This is a genomic window from Nonomuraea roseola, from assembly GCF_039535395.1.
Lineage (GTDB): Bacteria > Actinomycetota > Actinomycetes > Streptosporangiales > Streptosporangiaceae > Nonomuraea > Nonomuraea roseola.
Genome location: NZ_BAAAXC010000010.1, coordinates 1 through 16,434, shown reverse-complemented (window position 1 = coordinate 16,434; position 16,434 = coordinate 1). Strand labels below are relative to the sequence as shown.

The following is a 16,434-nucleotide window of genomic DNA, read 5'->3' as shown; positions in this document are numbered from 1 at the left end:
CCGGATTTATTGATGAATCTCCGTTAATTAGAGTCGTGGCCACCTAGTGTGATCCTCTGATTACCGGGGGGAGAGGCTTGATCGCACGCTACGCGGGGTCTGTGCGGGGGCGGCTGGCGCTGATGGCGACAGCCGGCGTCACCCTGCTCTGCCTCGCCGTCAGCGCGATGGTCCTGTACGGCGTGCACGGCGCGGCCGTCGACTACAGGACCAACGAGATCGTCAGCGCCGCGCTCCGCGTGGTCCACCTGATCAAACGGGGCGACCTGCCCGACATCGTGATCACGGACGCCGCGGGCGTCCAGGTGCTCAACACCGGCGGCGAGGTGGTCGCCGCCTCGGCGAACCTCGAAGGGCGGCCGCGGCTGCTCTCCCTCATCCCCGACCCCGACAACGCCAGCCGCACCCAGACGGTGTGCGGGGTGCCCGAGTTCGGCCACGAGTGCCAGATCGTGGCCGTCTTCAGGGTCTACGAGCAGGACGGCGACTGGATGGTGTACGCCTACGACGACACCGTCCCCTGGTACGTCCACCCGCTCATGCTGGCCTTCCTGACCGGGATGACACTGCTGCTCATCGGGCTGACCTGGTTCGGGACCTCCCGTACGGTCGCGAGGACGCTCGCGCCCGTCGAGGCGATCAGGGCGAAGCTGGACGAGATCACCGCGACGGACCTCGGGCAGCGGGTGCCCGTGCCGTCCAACCCCGACGAGCTCCACGCGCTGGCCAAGACCGCCAACAGGACGCTCGACCGGCTGGAGGCGGCCGTCGAGCAGCAGCGCAGGTTCGCCTCCGACGCCTCCCACGACCTGCGCAGCCCCATCACCGCGATGCGGACCCAGGTCGAGGAGGCGATGCTGCACCCGCTCGACGCCGACTGGGAACAGACCGGACGGGCGCTGCTGGCCAGCCTCGACCGGCTCCAGGCGATCGTGACGGACCTGCTCACGCTGGCCAGGCTCGACGCCGGCGCGCCGCAGGCCTGCAGCAGGGTCGACCTGTCGGAGGTGGTCCGCGCCGAACTGGCCGAGCGTCCGCGCAGCAAGAAGGTCAAGACCGACCTCTGCCCCGCCGTCGTGGACGGCGACAGGTTGCGGCTGGCCAGGCTGCTCACGAACCTGCTGGACAACGCCGAACGGCACGCCGACTCGCTGGTGAGCGTCACCGTGATGAGAGAGGGCTGCGAGGCGGTCCTCGAGGTGCTCGACGACGGCGCGGGCATCGCGCCGGGCCAGCGGGAGTTCGTCTTCCGCAGGTTCGCCAGGCTCGACGCCTCGCGCAACCGCGACGCGGGCGGCACCGGCCTCGGCCTGCCGATCGCCCGCGAGATCGCCCGCCACCACGGCGGCACGCTGACGATCGCCGACTCCGACTCGGGCGCGCGATTCGTGCTGCGGCTGCCGGCGAAGGACGGGTGACAGATGCTGACCACGTGGTCGGTCCGGCGCAGGCTGACGTTGCTGGCCGGTCTCACCGCCCTGGCGGGCTGTCTGGTCGCCGTGGTGGTGATCACCCTGCTCGCGCACCTGGTGCTGACCGACTACCGCCTCGAGCAGGCCGCGGCGGCCGGGCGCAGGACCACCTTCGCCGTGGAGAGTTACGCCCCCTCCCTGTCGCCGGTGGTTCCCACCGAGGAGGTGGAGCTGATCCAGGTGACGGACGAGCGGGGCAGGATCAGGCAGGCGAGCGCCCGCCTGCTGAACAAGCCGCCGCTGACCCGCATCACGCCGACGGGTGACGACGGCAGAGTCGACACCGTCATCTGCACCGACCAGGTGCCCGGCGAGCACTGCCTGATCACCGTGGCCCACAGGGTCAGGGTGGAGGGGGCCTACTGGACGGTCTACTCCTACGTCCCCGTCGTCCCCTGGTACGTCCATCCGCTCTACATCCTGGGCGCGGCGCTGACCGTCCTGCTGCTGACCGCGCTGGCGGCGGGGGGCGCCTCGATGACCGTGCGCAGAGCCCTGGCACCGGTGCGGACGATCAAGGAGGAGCTCGCCGAGATCACCGCGACCGACCTGGGCCGCAGGGTGCCCCCCTCGCGCCACCGCGACGAGATCTCCGACCTGGCCGACACGATCAACCAGACCCTCGACGGGCTGGAGGCGGCGGTCGAGCAGCAGCGCAGGTTCGCCTCCGACGCCTCCCACGACCTGCGCAGCCCGATCACCGCGATGCGGGCCCAGGTGGAGGAGGCCAGGCTCCATCCCGAGGAGGCCAACTGGGACCACACCAGCAAGGCGCTGCTGGGCAGCATCGACAGGCTGCAGGCGATCGTCGGCGACCTGCTCACGCTCTCCAGGCTCGACTCGGGGGCGCCCGGCGCGAAGGAGGCCGTCGACCTGGGCGAACTGGTGGGAGAGGAGCTGGACCGGCGGCCGAGGGGCAAGGAGATCGTCCGCGATCTGCGGCCAGGCGTCGTGGTGACCGGCGACAGGCTCAGGCTGGCCAGGCTGCTGACCAACCTGCTCGACAACGCCGAACGGCACGCCGAGTCGCGGGTGACGGTCGCGGTGGGCCAGCGGGGCGAGCAGGCGCTGCTCGAGGTGCAGGACGACGGCGCGGGGATCGCGCCCGACCAGCGGGAGATCGTCTTCCACCGCTTCACCAGGCTCGACGCCTCGCGCAACCGCGACGCGGGAGGCACGGGACTCGGCCTGCCGATCGCCCGCGAGATCGCTCAGGCGCACGGCGGCACGCTGACCATCGAGGACTCGCCCTCAGGCGCCCGCTTTGTCCTACATCTCCCTCTGCGCAACGGTTACCACGGGTAATACAGTTTCCCCCTGTGACACGTGGTTTCGGCCGTTTGCGGCGAGAAGACTTACTGAAGACGGCCTGCGAGGTCATCGCGGCCCAGGGATTCGGGCACACCAGGACCCTCGACATCGCCAGGGCGGCGGGGGTCAGTCAGGCGCTGTTGTTCTACCACTTCGAGACCAAGGACCAGCTGTTCGCGCAGGCCCTGGTCTACGCCGCCCGGCGCGATCTTGACTCACTGGCCAAGCTGGACCGCGCGGGCGGCACCCCTGTCGAGCGCCTGCGCCACCTGCTCAGGCTCTACTCCCCCACCGGCTCGGCCAGGACGTGGCGGATGTGGATCGACGCGTGGGCGGAGTCGATGCGCAGCGCCGACCTCGAGGAGACCTCGCGCAGGCTCGACCTGAGATGGAAGGAGTCGTTGCGGGCGATCGTGGAGGAGGGGGTGGCCTCGGGGGCGTTCGCCTGCGCCGATCCCGACGCGGCGACCTGGCGGATCCTCTCCCTGGTGGACGGCCTGGCCGTCCAGGTGAGCGTGCATCGCAGGGTGCTGTCGCGCCAGAGGGTGGCCGAGCTCGTCCGGACGGCGACGGCCGCCGAATTGGGCATCAGCGAGGAGGACCTTTCGTAGCTATTGGATTCTACGTACAATTGCGCCCATGACAGCTGCACCGAGCTCTACCGCCGCCAGGGAACGCGACGAGTCGGTCGCGGAGAGGCGGGCCTACGAGTCCGTCATCGAACGCCTGTCCAAGGCGTCGGTCGACAAGCACTGGGAGCCGTACGTCGACATCCCCTGGGATGACCCCGACTTCCTCATCGATCCCGCCGATCCGCGCTGGGAGCTGCCGCCGGTCGACAAGCTCGGCCGGCACCCCTGGTACCGGAGCCGCTCGCCCGAGACCAGGGCGCGGATCGGCCTGTGGCGGGTGGCGACCGCCATGAAGATCGGGCTGCAGTTCGAGAACCTGCTCAAGCGCGGGCTGCTCAACTACGCCTACCGGCTGCCGAACGGGTCGCCCGAGTTCCGCTACGTCTACCATGAGACGATCGAAGAGGGACATCACGGGATGATGTTCCAAGAGTTCGTGAACCGGACGAAACTCCCGATCCGTGGCATGCCGGGGCCGCTGTCGCTCCTCGCCCAGGTCGCGCCGTGGATCCCGCTGATCTCCACCGAGCTGTTCTTCGTCTTCGTGCTCGGCGGGGAGGACCCGATCGACCACGTGCAGCGGAAGGTGCTCAAGGACGGCTACAAGCACCACCCGCTCGAAGAGGCCATCATGCGCATCCACATCGCCGAGGAGGCCAGGCACATCTCCTTCGCGCGCCACTACCTGCGCCGCAGGGTGCCGAGGATGCCTCGCTACCGGCGCTTGGCGCTCGGGGTGATCTCGCCAGTCATCCTCGGTCTCATGGCCAGGATCATGCTCGCTCCCCCTGGGCCGATGATCCGCGCCTTCAAGATCCCGCCGCAGGTGGTGAAGGAGGTCTACACCGGCAGCGAGGAGTTCAGGGCCGAGCTGCGCGACTCGGTCGGCAAGACCCGCGACCTGTGCTCCGAGCTGGGCCTGGTCAACCCGGCCACCAGGAGGATCTGGAAGGCCATGGGCATCTGGGCGGAGCCGCGCGCGTGAGATCACCGAAGACCGCGTTCGTCACAGGGGGCGCCTCGGGCATCGGCAGGGCGCTGGCCATGGCGCTGGCCGCCAAGGGCGTGGCCGTCACCGTCGCCGACCTGGTCGCCCCCGACCTGCGCGGAATGGAGCACGTCGAGCTCGATGTCACCTCCGCCGAGGCCGTCGCCTCCGCCGTCCGCGCGGTCAGGCAGCGCCACGGCAGGCTCGACTTCGTCTTCAACAACGCGGGCATCGCGGTCGGCGGCCACGCCGAGGAGCTGACGCTCGACCACTGGAACCGCACCATCGACGTCAACCTGCGCGGCGTCGTGCACGGCGTGCACGCGGCCTACCCGATCATGATCGAGCAGGGCTACGGGCACATCGTCAACACCGCCTCGATGGCCGGCCTGGTGCCCGCTCCGCTGATGCTGCCCTACACGGCGAGCAAGCACGCCGTCGTCGGGCTGACCATGGCCCTGCGCGCGGAGGCGGCGGCGCACGGCGTCAGGGTCAGCGTGGTCTGCCCAGGGTTCATCGACACTCCGCTGCTGGACAACGCCAATCCCGGCCTGCCGTACACCGAGACGGGGGCGCAGGCCCGCGACGCGGCGGTCATGGCGCAGGGGCGGCTGTATCCGGTGGAGTCGCTGGCGGCCGACATCCTGCGCGGCGTCGCCCGCAACCAGGCGCTCATCGTGGCGCCCGCGTCGGCACGGCTGGCCTGGCGCGCCGCCCGGCTCTCGCCCTCGGGCGCCATCCGGGCCGCCGCTCTCGCCATCCGCCGCGTTTCACCCCCCTCAAAACGGACATAACTCGCATATCGGGGGTGATTGTGTGAGTTCCAAGTCACGGCAGACCCGCGAGCAGCACGCCTCGCGCGGCAGCACCGAGACCCATCAGTCGTCGACGCCCAAGCCTTCCAAGGCCACGCACGAGTCGGGGGCCACGACAGAACGGACGACGGGAGGCGGCGCGCAGTCCAAGCGGCTGGCCAAGTCGCAGCTCCCCCTGCGACGCGGGCAGCGATCAAGCTAGCGGGTGAAACCCGGATGCCGGTCCCGTCTGCTCCCGGGCGGGACCGGTACACGGTGACGCCCTTCGCCGGTGTCTAACGCGTCGCCCTGCCCAGGACGTGGGTCATGGGAGGGATGCCGCTCTGCGGGGCGAAGGCGAAGCTGTCGGCCTCCTCCACCGCGAACCCCGCCCGCCTGATGACCGCGAGGGTGTCGCGGTTGGGATGGCAGCCGCCCGCCATCACCTTCCACGCGGGCGTGATGAGGTCCTGGAGCAGGCCGTACACCTTGTTGGCCGAACGGACGTGCTCGTAGAAGCGCAGCTGCCCGCCTGGTCTGAGGACGCGCGCCAGCGCGGCCAGCGCCCTCTCGGGCGAGGGGACGCTGCACAGCACGAGGGAGGACACGGCGGCGTCGAAGGGCCCCTCGGGCAGCGCCTCGGAATGGCCCGCCACGACGGTGACCGGCACGGGCGCGGCCGCCGCCGCGCGTGTGGCGTGGGCGCGCAGGGTGTCGTCGGGCTCGACCGCCACCACCTCGGTGACCGCCCGCGGATAGTGCGCGAAGTTGCGGCCGTTGCCCGCGCCGACCTCGATCACCCGTCCCGACAGGCCGGCCACGAGGCGGGCGCGGTGCTCGGCGCCGCCCCGCTCGTCGGCGATCCTGGAGGCGTCGACGTAGATCCTGGCCAGTCGTGGATGCTGGAAGTCGGACACCTCCTCACGCTACCCGCCGTCCCCTGGCGACGTGGGCGTCACGACGTGCCTCGCAGGTTGGTTCGCAGGAGGTCGAGGAGGGGTTCGCGGCGCGCGCAGGCCTCCAGCGCGAAGGAGTCGGCCAGCGCGCGCAGCCCGTCGTCGTCGAGCCCGCCGAACAGCGCCGCGTATTCGGGCAGCAACGCCTGGGCCAGCAGGATGTGCCTGATCAGGTCGTCGGTGGTGTAGCGGGCGCCCCATGGATAGGGACGCCAGGCGGCGAACTCCCTCTCGACCAGGCGGTGCAGCGGGGCCAGCTCGTCGGCCGACTCCTCCATCGTGGAGCCCCAGCGGTCCGCGCCGAGCCTGCGCTTCTTGTCCATGAAGGCGCCGAACCGCTCGCCGTACGGCCCCGCCGCGCACACCAGTCCCTGCAGGCCGACGTCCTTGTAGGTCCACAGCGACCAGCCCGCCCCGTGCGCGTCGTAGATCTCCAGCTGGTCGCGCAGGATCTGGTAGCGCTGCTCGTCCACGCCGGGGTCGCCGGTGTAGACGGGCCCGAACTCGCCCACCCACAGCGGCGTGCCCGTCTGCCGCTGGAAGGTCGTCCGCCTGTCGAAGGCCCGCTCCAGTTGCTCGCGGTCGCACCACTCGCCCCTGGTCATGCCCGGGTAGGGGCCGCCGTGCGCGAACCCGGCCAGGGCGTAGTCGTGACAGACGAAGACGGTGTTCTCGTAGACCTCCCTGAAGACGGAGAAGTCGGTGGAGTAGGTGTTGCCGTCGAGGAACAGCACGTGCCCGGGGTCGGCCGCGCGCACCGCCTTCACCAGCCGGTCGTAGAACGGCCCGATCACCTTGCCTGACGGGTCGCCAGGCTCGTTGACGGGGTTGTATCCGGCCACCCACGGATGGTCCCTGTACCGGTCGGCGATCGTCTCCCAGAGGTTGACCACCCGGTCCTGGAAGTGCCTGTGCTGCCAGAAGGCGGCCAGGTGCGTGGGGTTGTCGGAGTGCCAGTGCTGGTTCTGCGAGCCTGGCAGCGCGTGCAGGTCGATCACGCTGTAGACGCCGTGCTCGCCGAGCAGGTCGATCACGCGGTCGAGGTGGCGGAAGCCGCGCTCGATGATCTCGAAGGGGCGGCTGTCGGACTCGAGGTGGTGGTAGTTGACGGGGATGCGCACGCAGTTCATGCCGAGCTCGGCCAGCAGCGCGGCGTCGCCGGGGCCGAAGAAGGCGGTGAGCAGCCTGTCGAAGAACAGCTCGGCGCGCTCCTCCCCCAGCACCCCCGTGACGGCCTCGCGCATCGCCGACTCGTTGGCCGGGTAGCCGGTGATGAAGTTCTCCATGTTCATCCAGCCCCCGAGCCCCACGCCGCGCAGCCTTACGGGGGCGCCGTCGGCGGTGAGGAGGCGCTCTCCTGACACGTGCAGAGTCACTCTCTATCCCTTCGTTGCGCCGGCGGTGAGACCGCTGACCAGGTGCCGTTCGGCGACCGCGTAGAAGGCCAGGGCGGGAACCATGGCCAGGACGATGTAGGCGAGGATGCGGGCGGTGTCGGAGGCGTACTGGCCCTGGAACTGCTGCACGCCGAGCGGGATGGTCCACCACTGCTGGTCGGTGAAGACGACCAGGGGCAGCATGAAGTTGTTCCAGCTGCCGACGATGGCCAGCACCGACACCGTGGCGAGGGCGGGCCTGGCCATTGGCAGCAGGATCCGCCAGAAGAAGCCGAAGGGGCCGCAGCCGTCGATGGTGGCGGCCTCCTCGACCTCGTTGGGGATCGTGCGGAAGAAGGCGCGCAGGATGATGATCGTCATGGGCAGGCCGAAGGCGGCCTGCGCGAGGATCACGCCGAGCGGGTTGTCCAGCAGCCCGAAGGTGCGCAGCAGCACGAACAGCGGCAGGATCGCCACCGCGAAGGGGAACATCAGCCCGACCGCGAAGAGGGTGAAGATCGCCTCTCGGCCCCTGAAGGCGAAGCGGGCCAGCACGAAGGAGGCCAGCGCGGAGACGCCCACCACCAGCAGCGTGGTGGCCAGCGCGATGAGCACGCTGTTGCCCAGCTGCCGCCAGAACTCGGGAGCGGCGAGGACCTCGGTGTAGTTGCCCGTACGCCAGGGGTCGGGCAGGCCGAACGGGTTGGTCGACAGCTGGGCGGTGTCCTTGAACCCGCCGACGACCGCGTAGATCAGCGGCACCGCGACGAACGCGCCGAGCAGCGCGGCGACCAGGTGCAGCGGCAGGTGCTTGAGCTTGGTCGTCATCGGTTGACCGTCGCTCCTTCCAGGTCGCGGCGGAGCACGAAGCGCTGGTACCACAGCGCGAAGACGAGGCTGAGCACGAACATGACCACGCTGATCGCGCTGGCGTAGCCGATCTGGAGCCGCTTGAAGCCGAACTCCATCATCGTGACGGCCATGGTCTCCGAGGCGTGGCTGGGGCCGCCGCCGGTGATGATCCAGACCAGGTCGAACAGCTGGACGGTGCCGATGACCGACAGGAACACGCTGATCCTGATCGTCGGGCCGAGCAGCGGCAGCGTGACGTGCCTGAAGACCTGCCAGGGGGTGCCGCCGTCGATCTGCGCGGCCTCGGTCAGCTCCTTCGGGATGCCCTGCCGTCCGGCCAGGTAGAGCAGGGTGTGGAAGCCGAAGTACTTCCACGTCATGACCAGGAACAGGGCCGGCATCACGGTGGAGGTGTCGGCGAACCAGGTGGAGGAGAGCCCGAAGGCGCCGAGGATCGCGTTGGCCAGGCCCCTCTCGTCCGGCGCCAGGATCATCGAGAACAGCACCGCGGTGACGGCCTCCGAAAGCACGTAAGGCGCGAAGAACAGCAGCCGGTAGCCCGCCCTGCCCCTGAGGCGCTGGTTGAGCAGCAGCGCGATGCCCAGTGACAGCGGCAGTTGCACCGCCAGCGAGGCGAGCACGAGGAAGCCCATGTTGCGCAGGTCGCCCGCGAAGACGTCACTGGCGAACAGCCGCAGGTAGTTGTCCAGGCCGACGAAGTCCTGGGGCAGGCCGCCCATGCCGTTCCACTTGAAGAAGCCTGCGTAGAAGGCGAGCAGGATCGGGGCCAGCACCAGCAGCGCGAACAGCACCACGGCCGGCAGCAGGAACAGCGCGATGGTCAGCCCACGCCTGACGCGGGGCGGCGGCGGGGCCGCCACGCGCAGGGTGGGCAGGACGCCCGGAGCGGTCTTGACCACGCTCACTCCGACTTGGCCGTCTCGGTGATCGACCTGACGACCTCCTCAGGCGTCTTTCCGCCCACGATGAGCTGGGCGACGCTGTCGTTCACCTCCTGGCCGACGGCGGGCGGGTAGGCCTGGTCGAGGTAGAGCTGGAAGCCGCTGGCGCCGGTCAGGTTCTCCACCACCAGCTTGAGCGCCGGGTTGGTGACCGCGTCCTCGGTGCCCTTGATGACAGGGAGCGCGAAGGCGTTGGTGATCGCCTCGCGGTGCCTGGCGGGGTCGGAGATGAACTGCAGGAACTCCACCGCCTCGGCGGGGGCGTCGGCGCCGACCGCGAATCCTTGGCCGCCGCCGAACGCGTCGGTGATCGCGCCCTTGCCGCCCTCGACGGCGGGGAAGGGGAAGAAGCCGAGGTCCTCGCCGAGGCCCTTACCCGAGCTCTTCTGCACGTCAGGCGCCCACTGGCCCATCAGCTCCATCGCGGCCTTGCCGTTGGAGACGGTGGCCGCCTGGCCGCTGGGGGTGGAGTAGCTCGCGTTCTGGAAGCCGGTCTGGAAGGGGTGCAGGTCGGCCAGCGCCTTCAGGTGCGTGCCCGCCGCCACGAAGTCGGGCCCCGTGAAGTCCTTGGTCTCGGCGGCCTGCTTGAGCGCGTCGAGCCCGGCCACGCGCATGGCGAGGTAGGCCCAGTAGTAGTGGCCAGGCCACTTCTCCTTGCCCGCCAGCGCGATCGGGGTGACGCCCGCCGCCTTGAGCTTCTTCACCGCGTCGAGATAGGCGCTCCAGGTGGCGGGCGGCTCGCTCACGCCCGCCTTGGCGAAGAGCTTCTTGTTGTACCAGAAGCCGACCATCCCGATGTCGGTCGGGATCGCGTAGGCCTTGCCGTCGATCTGGTAGGCGGCCATGGCGGCGGTGCTGAAGGTCGGCAGGATCGGCGCGGCGTCGGCGGTGAGGTCCTTGACCAGCCCGGCCTCGGCCTGCTGCTGGAGCACGCCGCCGCCCCAGGTGGTGAAGATGCTGGGTGCCTTGCCCGAGGCGGTCTGGGTGGCCATCTTGGACTTGAAGGACTCGTTCTCCAGCACCGTGATCTTGACGGTGACGTTGGGGTGCGCGGCCTCGAAGTCCTTGGCCCACTTGGCGTAGATGCCCTTGCCGGGGTCGCTGGTCAGGATGTGCCACCACTCGAGGGTGACCTTCTCCTTCGCGGCCGGCTGCTGTGACCCGGCGGGCTGCTGCGTGTCGGGCGCGCCGCCGCAACCGGCCAGGAGCAGCGACGCCGCCGCTGCTGCCACCACATGACGTCTCATAGGGGTCCCTTCCTATTGAAAGTTTCGAGTACCCCCCGAATGTTTCGCGCTCGTAGCGTAGGTATGGAGGTCGTAGACCGTCAATAGGCGAGGATCGTCGCCGAAAGTTTCGGTTACACTCCCGGACATGCCAGTGAAGAGGCGGGTGACGATCGCCCTGATAGCCGAGGAGGCAGGGGTTTCGATCCCCACGGTGTCCAAGGTGATCAACGGCAGGCCCGAGGTGGCCGCCGAGACCAGGCGCAGGGTCGAGCGGCTGCTGCACAAGCACGGCTACCAGCGCAGGGTCAGCCAGGACGAGAGCCGCGCGGGCCTGGTCGACCTGGTCTTCGCCGAGATCGAGAGCCCATGGGCGATGGAGATCGTGCGCGGCGCGGAGTCGGCCGCGCACGAGGCGGGCGCCAGCGTCGTCATCTCGGTGCTGCACACCCACGCCGGTCCCGGGCCCGACTGGATGGAGCGGCTGGCCGGCCGCCGTACCGACGGGGTCGTCATCGTCGCCTCGCGCCTGTCGACGGGGGTGCAGGCCCAGCTGAGCGCCCGCTCCCTGCCGTTCGTCGTGGTCGACCCCGAGGGCGAGCCCGCGCCCGGGGTGGCCTCCGTCGGCGCGACCAACTGGAACGGCGGGCTGGCCGCCACGCGTCACCTGCTGGAGCTCGGTCACCGGCGCATCGGCATGATCAGCGGGCCCGCCGACATGCTGTGCAGCCAGGCCAGGATCGACGGCTACAGGGCCGCGCTCGAGACCGCGGGCGTGCCGTCCGCGCCCGAGCTGATCAGGCGCGGCACCTTCCTCGTCGACTCAGGGCACGACCAGGGGCACGCGCTGCTGTCGCTGGAGCAGGCGCCCACCGCCATCTTCGCCGGCAGCGACCTGCAGGCCTTCGGCGTCTTCGAGGCGGCCAGGCAGCGGGGCCTGCGGGTGCCCGAGGACCTGTCGGTGGTGGGCTTCGACGACCTGCCGCTGTCGAGGTCGGCCTGGCCCCCTCTCACGACGGTACGGCAGCCGCTGCAGGAGATGGCCGCGCTGGCTACCAGGACGGTGCTGTCGATGGGGCGGGGCGAGCAGCCCGAGACCCGGCGGGTGGAGCTGGCCACCGAGCTGGTGGTGCGCGAGAGCACCGCCCCGCCCCGCGCCTCCTGACCTCTGGTTCCGGGCGCTTGCAGGCCCGGGGCCTTGAACATCCCCTCCCTCCGGCCTAGGGTCGGGAAAGCGCTTGCCTAACGGAGGGATCCCCCCAGAAATGATCCGTGTCGCCATTGTCGGCAGTGGAGGAATCGCCGGAGCCTGTCACGTCCCCGCCCTGCGCGGAGAGTCCCGCAGGGCGCGGATCGTCGCCGCCGTGGACGTGGACGAGGACAGGGCCAAGGCGTTCGCCGCCGAGCACGACATCCCCGCCGCCTACACCTCCCTCACCGACATGCTCGACAAGGAGCGGCCCGACCTCGTCCACATCTGCACGCCACCCTTCACGCACACCGCCCAGGTGGTGGAGTGCCTGGAGGCGGGGGCGTGGGTGTGGTGCGAGAAGCCGCTGTGCCTGTCGCTGGCCGAGTTCGACGCCATCGCCGCGGCGGAGGGAGCGGCGGGGCCGTACTCCTCCGTGGTCTTCCAGCACCGCTTCGGGTCGGGCGCCCACCACCTGCGCTCACTGATGGCCGAGGGCGTTCTCGGGCGCCCGCTGGTCGCGCTGTGCGAGACCACCTGGTACCGCCCGCCGGCCTACTACGAGGTGCCGTGGCGTGGCACGTGGGCCAGCGAGGGCGGCGGCCCCACGATGGGCCACGGCATCCACCAGATGGACATGATGCTCTCCATCCTCGGCGAGTGGGAGGAGATAAGGGCGATGGCGGGGCGGCTCGACCGCGACGTGGAGACCGAGGACGTCTCCATGGCCATGGTCCGCTTCTCCAGCGGCGCAATGGCCAGCGTGGTCAACAGCGTGCTGTCGCCGCGCGAGCAGAGCTACCTGCGCTTCGACTTCGCACAGGCGACGGTGGAGCTGCGGCACCTGTACGGCTACGCCAACGCCGACTGGAGCTCGACCTCGCAGGCGTGGAGCCCGCCCCAGGACGTGCCGAGCTCGCACGCCGCCCAGCTCGGCGAGCTGCTCGACGCCTTCGAGCGGGGCGAGCGCCCACCGGTCAGCGGCGTCGAGGCCCGCAGGACCATGGAGCTGGTGACCGGCCTGTACGCCTCGGCGCTGACCGGTGCTCCCGTCCTGCGCGCCGAGCTGACCCCCGACAGCCCCTTCTACCACCGGCTGAACGGAGGACTCTCGCTGTGAAGGACACAGGAAGCGAGCTGGTCGAGACCTTCGACGGCGTCGAGGTCATGCGCTACGTCTACCGTCCCGACATGCCGCTCTTCGAGTCGCCCAAACCGTACTTCCACCCGCTGCGCACGCTGGACGGCGACGTCGTGACCGGCTACCGGCCGCACGACCACCGCTGGCACAAGGGCCTGCAGATGACGGCCTCGTGGCTATCGGGGCAGAACTTCTGGGGCGGCGGCAGCTACGTCCGCGCCGAGGGCGGCTACGTGGAGCTGCCGAACAACGGCTCCATGCGTCACGAGGAGTGGCTGGAGCTCGGCGTCGAGCGGCTGACATGGTGGACGCAGGCGGGCGAGCACTGGGTGGACGAGCGGCGCACGATCGCCACCTCGGCGGGCGAGGACTTCTGGACGCTGGAGTTCGCCACCGAGCTGACCAACGTGCGCGGCGAGGACCTGCTGTTCGGCAGCCCGACCACCAACGGCAGGCCGATGGCCGGCTACACCGGCCTGTTCTGGCGCGGCCCCCGCGCCTTCACCGGCGGCCAGGTGCTGGCCTCCGGCGGTCAGGGCGGCGAGGAGATGATGGGCAGGACCGCCTCGTGGCTGGCCTTCGTCGGCAGGCACGACGAGGTGGACAGGGACTCCACGCTGGTCTTCGTCTCCGAGCCCGGCCAGAGGTGGTTCGTGCGCTCCGAGCCGTTCGCCGCGGTCAACCCGTCGATCGCCTTCTCCGAAGAGGTGCGCCTGGCGGCCGACGAGACGCTGTCGCTCAGCTACCGCGTCGTCATCGGCAACGGCGCGTGGTCCAGGGAGCGCCTCGACACGCTGTGACCTCAGGGCCCGGCCCCTCGCGGCCGGGCCCCCTCACCCCTCCCCCGCGCAGTCGAGCCTCTTCCCCGCGCCGTCGAGCCTCTTCTCCATGCCGTCGAGCATGACGAGCAGGTAGTGGGCCGCCCGCTCCTGGGGCAGGTCGGCGTGGCAGGTGAACAGGCTCAGCAGTCTCATCACGTCGGCCACGCCGACGTCGGCCCGCATGTCGCCCCGCTCCTGCGCCGCGGCCACGAGCGCGTCGAGCCGCTCGACCAGGCCCGACTTCACCCTGGTGAACTCCGGCATGGCGTCGAAGAGCTCCTGGGGCAGGTCGGCCAGCGCCGCGGCCAGCGCGCCGCGCCCCTGGTCGGCGCTCCACATCACGAACGAGCGCACCGCGGCCCACGGCCCTGGCCCCTGCTCCTCCGCCCTGGTGAGCGCGTCGTCGATCTCGTGGACGTACTGGCCGGCCATGGCCGCGATGAGCGCGTGCCGATCGGGAAAGCGCCGGTAGACGGTGCCGACGCCGACCTCGGCGCGGCGGGCGATGAGCTCCATCGGGGCGTCGATCCCCCGCTCGGCCACCACGGCCCGCGCCGCCTCCACGATCCGATCCCTGTTGCGGCGGGCATCAGCGCGCACCCGTTCCTCCTAAGTGGACGACCATCTTCCGGTTAGAGTACCGTCACCACAGAAGCGGAATCCCATCGTCCACTTTCGGAGGATCAGATGATCGTTGTGACGGGCGCGACAGGGTCGATCGGCCGCGCGCTGGTGGCCCGGCTGCGCGAGTCTGGCGCCGAGGTCCTGGCTTTGGTACGCCGCGCCGAACAGGGCGAGGAGCTGGGGGTCGACTACGCCGTCGGCGACTTCGAGCGGCCCTCGTCCGTCCCCATGGGCGACAGGCTCTTCCTGAACACCTCGCCGTGGCCCGGCTTCGTCCAGCGCCACAAGGAGGTCATCGACCGCGCCGTCGCCGAGGGCGTCTCCCAGGTGGTGAGCGTGTCGGTGCTCGGCGCCACCCCTGGCGCGCCGCTCAGCGGCGGCCTGCACGGCGAGGTCGACGCGCACCTCAGGAAGTCGGGGCTGGCCCACGCCATCCTCGAGCCCGTGGGCTTCATGCAGAGCCTGCCGCGCGAGGTCGCCGACGGGCGCTTCTACGGCTCGTACGGCAAGGGCCGCACCGGCTACATCGACACGCGCGACATCGCCGACGTCGCCTTCGCCCTGCTCACCGGGCCCGTGGGCGAGAGCGCGACCCATGTCCTGACCGGGCCGGAGGCGCTGGCCCAGCAGGAGATCGCCGCCCGGCTCACCGCGGCGCTCGGCCGTACGGTGACCTACGTCGACCTGAGCGTCGAGGAGATGACCAGGCACGCGCAGCAACGCTGGGGGATGCCGGAGGCGACCGCCCGCGAGCTGGCCGAGATGATGGCGGCGGTGCCCGACAGCTCCTGGTCGAAGATCACCGGCACGGTCGAGGACCTCACGGGACACGCTCCCAGGTCGCTGGCCGACTACCTCGCCGACCACGCGGCCGACTTCGCGCGGTGAGCCGTCAGGGCACACCGCGGATCTTCCACACCAGCGCCGCGCCCAGCAGCGCCAGACCCCCCGCTGTCAGGTACAGGACGGGGTAGCCGCCGAGGCCCGCGACGATCGGCCCCGCGATCACCGGGCCGAGCACCTGGGGCCCCGAGTTGGCGACGTTGATGACGCCCAGGTCCTTGGCCCTGCCGGTCGCGGTGGGCAGCACCTGGGTGACCAGCGCGTTGTCGACCGAGAGATAGACGCCGAAGCCGAGCCCGAGGACCACGGCGGCGGCCATGACCACCGGCCACTGCGGCCAGAACGCCAGCATGAGCGCAGGGACCGCGCTGATCAGCCCCGAGACGGTGACCAGCAGCCTGCGCCTGCCGAGCCGGTCGGAGACCACCCCCGCCACGACCGTGGTGAGCACCACGGCGCCCGTGTAGAGCAGGATCAGCACCAGCAGCCCGTCGCTGGCCTTCTCGCCGGGAACAGCCTCTCGTAGCCGACCTCGTCGGTGAGGAAGTACAGCAGGTAGAGCGTGGAGATCGCGTTGCCCAGCATCATCAGGAAGCGAGTGATCCACGCCCCAGAAGAAGTCGGCCGACCTCACCCACAGCTGCCCAGGGTCGAACGGCGGGCGCTCGCTCAGCCTGGGATCCTTGGTCGTCAGCACGAAGGGCAGCACACCAGCACCGCCACCACCGCGCCGACCAGGAGGTAGCCGGACCTGGTCGTGGAGGCGACGACGGTGACCAGGCACGACGGCCAGCACCACGCCGACCGACTGGGGGACCCCGATCCAGCCGGAGACCTCGCCGCGCTGCCCGACGGGCACGCGGTCGGGCACGCCCGCGCTCAGCGCCGCCTGCGTGGCGTTGAGCGCGGCCTGCGCCAGGCACCAGCCGAGCGGCGATGCCGAGCAAGCTGGTCTGGAAGGAGAGGAACACCATCGCCGCGCCGGCCGCCCAGCGCGCCCGCCAGCGTCCCACGGATGCTGCGGCCCACCTGCCGGTGTGTGCGGTCCGACAGCGCGCCGGCGACCGGGTTGGCCAGCATCGCCACGAGCGCGCCCGCCCCCCGTCACCCAGGCCAGGCGCTCTCCTTGCCGTCGGGGGCGAGCACGGCGATCTGCTCGGGCAGCAGCACCTGCAAGGGGGCGAAGTAGCGACGACAGGGCCAGGTTGGCGGTCGCGATGCCGCGACCGCAAGGACTGCGCACGGGC

At 70.5% G+C, this 16,434-nt stretch carries 17 protein-coding genes; 10 read left to right on the top strand and 7 right to left on the bottom strand.

Annotated elements, in window-relative coordinates:
• Nucleotides 1-77: 77 nt before the first annotated feature.
• Genes ABFX55_RS11070 through ABFX55_RS11045 form a run of 6 tightly spaced genes read left to right on the top strand, consistent with a single transcriptional unit; the run spans nt 78 to nt 5,420 of the window.
• A complete protein-coding gene (locus ABFX55_RS11070) occupies nt 78-1,418 on the top strand; it encodes a sensor histidine kinase (protein ID WP_346120153.1) in 1,341 nt (446 codons plus the stop codon).
• Nucleotides 1,419-1,421: 3 nt separating this feature from the next.
• Nucleotides 1,422-2,777: a sensor histidine kinase gene (locus tag ABFX55_RS11065; RefSeq protein ID WP_346120152.1), complete on the top strand. Its 1,356-nt coding sequence runs from the start codon at nt 1,422-1,424 to the stop codon at nt 2,775-2,777.
• A gap of 14 nt (nt 2,778-2,791) precedes the next feature.
• Nucleotides 2,792-3,394 (top strand): TetR/AcrR family transcriptional regulator, encoded by a 603-nt coding sequence (locus tag ABFX55_RS11060; protein ID WP_346120150.1) that lies wholly within the window; start codon nt 2,792-2,794, stop codon nt 3,392-3,394.
• A gap of 28 nt (nt 3,395-3,422) precedes the next feature.
• Nucleotides 3,423-4,400, top strand: coding sequence for an AurF N-oxygenase family protein (locus ABFX55_RS11055; RefSeq protein ID WP_346120148.1), 978 nt, complete (start codon nt 3,423-3,425; stop codon nt 4,398-4,400).
• On the top strand, nt 4,397-5,197 hold the full coding sequence (locus ABFX55_RS11050) for an SDR family NAD(P)-dependent oxidoreductase (RefSeq protein ID WP_346120146.1): 801 nt from the start codon (nt 4,397-4,399) through the stop codon (nt 5,195-5,197). The genes ABFX55_RS11055 and ABFX55_RS11050 overlap by 4 nt, the downstream gene beginning before the upstream one ends.
• A gap of 22 nt (nt 5,198-5,219) precedes the next feature.
• Complete coding sequence (locus tag ABFX55_RS11045) at nt 5,220-5,420, top strand: hypothetical protein (protein ID WP_346120144.1); 201 nt, start codon at nt 5,220-5,222, stop codon at nt 5,418-5,420.
• 73 nt (nt 5,421-5,493) lie between these two features.
• Here ABFX55_RS11045 and ABFX55_RS11040 read toward each other — a convergent pair whose 3' ends face one another.
• The 5 genes from ABFX55_RS11040 to ABFX55_RS11020 are packed head-to-tail and all read right to left on the bottom strand — an operon-like array spanning nt 5,494 to nt 10,590.
• Nucleotides 5,494-6,114 (bottom strand): class I SAM-dependent methyltransferase, encoded by a 621-nt coding sequence (locus ABFX55_RS11040; RefSeq protein ID WP_346120142.1) that lies wholly within the window; start codon nt 6,112-6,114, stop codon nt 5,494-5,496.
• A 38-nt stretch (nt 6,115-6,152) separates the two neighbouring features.
• Nucleotides 6,153-7,529 carry a glycoside hydrolase family 5 protein gene (locus ABFX55_RS11035; RefSeq protein ID WP_346120140.1) on the bottom strand — a complete coding sequence of 459 codons (1,377 nt, stop codon included), beginning with the start codon at nt 7,527-7,529 and terminating at the stop codon, nt 6,153-6,155.
• 3 nt (nt 7,530-7,532) lie between these two features.
• Nucleotides 7,533-8,357 carry a carbohydrate ABC transporter permease gene (locus tag ABFX55_RS11030; protein WP_346120139.1) on the bottom strand — a complete coding sequence of 275 codons (825 nt, stop codon included), beginning with the start codon at nt 8,355-8,357 and terminating at the stop codon, nt 7,533-7,535.
• Nucleotides 8,354-9,301, bottom strand: a complete 948-nt coding sequence (locus tag ABFX55_RS11025) for a carbohydrate ABC transporter permease (protein ID WP_346120138.1) — start codon at nt 9,299-9,301, stop codon at nt 8,354-8,356. Before ABFX55_RS11025 ends, ABFX55_RS11030 begins: the two co-directional genes overlap by 4 nt.
• Nucleotides 9,302-9,303: 2 nt before the next feature.
• Complete coding sequence (locus tag ABFX55_RS11020) at nt 9,304-10,590, bottom strand: extracellular solute-binding protein (protein WP_346120136.1); 1,287 nt, start codon at nt 10,588-10,590, stop codon at nt 9,304-9,306.
• Between the two features lie 127 nt (nt 10,591-10,717).
• On the opposite strand from ABFX55_RS11020, the gene ABFX55_RS11015 reads away from it, so the two are divergent.
• The 3 genes from ABFX55_RS11015 to ABFX55_RS11005 all read left to right on the top strand — a co-directional run bounded on the left by ABFX55_RS11015 (nt 10,718) and on the right by ABFX55_RS11005 (nt 13,699).
• Nucleotides 10,718-11,734, top strand: a complete 1,017-nt coding sequence (locus ABFX55_RS11015; protein ID WP_346120135.1) for a LacI family DNA-binding transcriptional regulator — start codon at nt 10,718-10,720, stop codon at nt 11,732-11,734.
• A 100-nt stretch (nt 11,735-11,834) separates the two neighbouring features.
• Complete coding sequence (locus ABFX55_RS11010) at nt 11,835-12,878, top strand: Gfo/Idh/MocA family protein (RefSeq protein WP_346120133.1); 1,044 nt, start codon at nt 11,835-11,837, stop codon at nt 12,876-12,878.
• Nucleotides 12,875-13,699: a DUF6807 domain-containing protein gene (locus tag ABFX55_RS11005; RefSeq protein WP_346117004.1), complete on the top strand. Its 825-nt coding sequence runs from the start codon at nt 12,875-12,877 to the stop codon at nt 13,697-13,699. Before ABFX55_RS11010 ends, ABFX55_RS11005 begins: the two co-directional genes overlap by 4 nt.
• 33 nt (nt 13,700-13,732) lie before the next feature.
• On the opposite strand, the gene ABFX55_RS11000 is transcribed toward ABFX55_RS11005, so the two are convergent.
• Nucleotides 13,733-14,320 carry a TetR/AcrR family transcriptional regulator gene (locus ABFX55_RS11000; protein WP_346117003.1) on the bottom strand — a complete coding sequence of 196 codons (588 nt, stop codon included), beginning with the start codon at nt 14,318-14,320 and terminating at the stop codon, nt 13,733-13,735.
• Nucleotides 14,321-14,407: 87 nt separating this feature from the next.
• On the opposite strand from ABFX55_RS11000, the gene ABFX55_RS10995 reads away from it, so the two are divergent.
• Nucleotides 14,408-15,232 carry an NAD(P)H-binding protein gene (locus tag ABFX55_RS10995; RefSeq protein WP_346117001.1) on the top strand — a complete coding sequence of 275 codons (825 nt, stop codon included), beginning with the start codon at nt 14,408-14,410 and terminating at the stop codon, nt 15,230-15,232.
• Between the two features lie 4 nt (nt 15,233-15,236).
• Here ABFX55_RS10995 and ABFX55_RS10990 read toward each other — a convergent pair whose 3' ends face one another.
• A complete protein-coding gene (locus tag ABFX55_RS10990; RefSeq protein WP_346120131.1) occupies nt 15,237-16,058 on the bottom strand; it encodes an MFS transporter in 822 nt (273 codons plus the stop codon).
• Nucleotides 16,059-16,434: the final 376 nt, after the last annotated feature.

Coding starts and splice junctions, on each gene's coding strand:
- ABFX55_RS11065 (WP_346120152.1), top strand. CDS start 1,422: ATGCTGACCACGTGGTCGGTCCGGCGCAGGCTGACGTTGCTGGCCGGT.
- ABFX55_RS11055 (WP_346120148.1), top strand. CDS start 3,423: ATGACAGCTGCACCGAGCTCTACCGCCGCCAGGGAACGCGACGAGTCG.
- ABFX55_RS11030 (WP_346120139.1), bottom strand. CDS start 8,357: ATGACGACCAAGCTCAAGCACCTGCCGCTGCACCTGGTCGCCGCGCTG.
- ABFX55_RS11020 (WP_346120136.1), bottom strand. CDS start 10,590: ATGAGACGTCATGTGGTGGCAGCAGCGGCGGCGTCGCTGCTCCTGGCC.
- ABFX55_RS11015 (WP_346120135.1), top strand. CDS start 10,718: ATGCCAGTGAAGAGGCGGGTGACGATCGCCCTGATAGCCGAGGAGGCA.
- ABFX55_RS11010 (WP_346120133.1), top strand. CDS start 11,835: ATGATCCGTGTCGCCATTGTCGGCAGTGGAGGAATCGCCGGAGCCTGT.
- ABFX55_RS10995 (WP_346117001.1), top strand. CDS start 14,408: ATGATCGTTGTGACGGGCGCGACAGGGTCGATCGGCCGCGCGCTGGTG.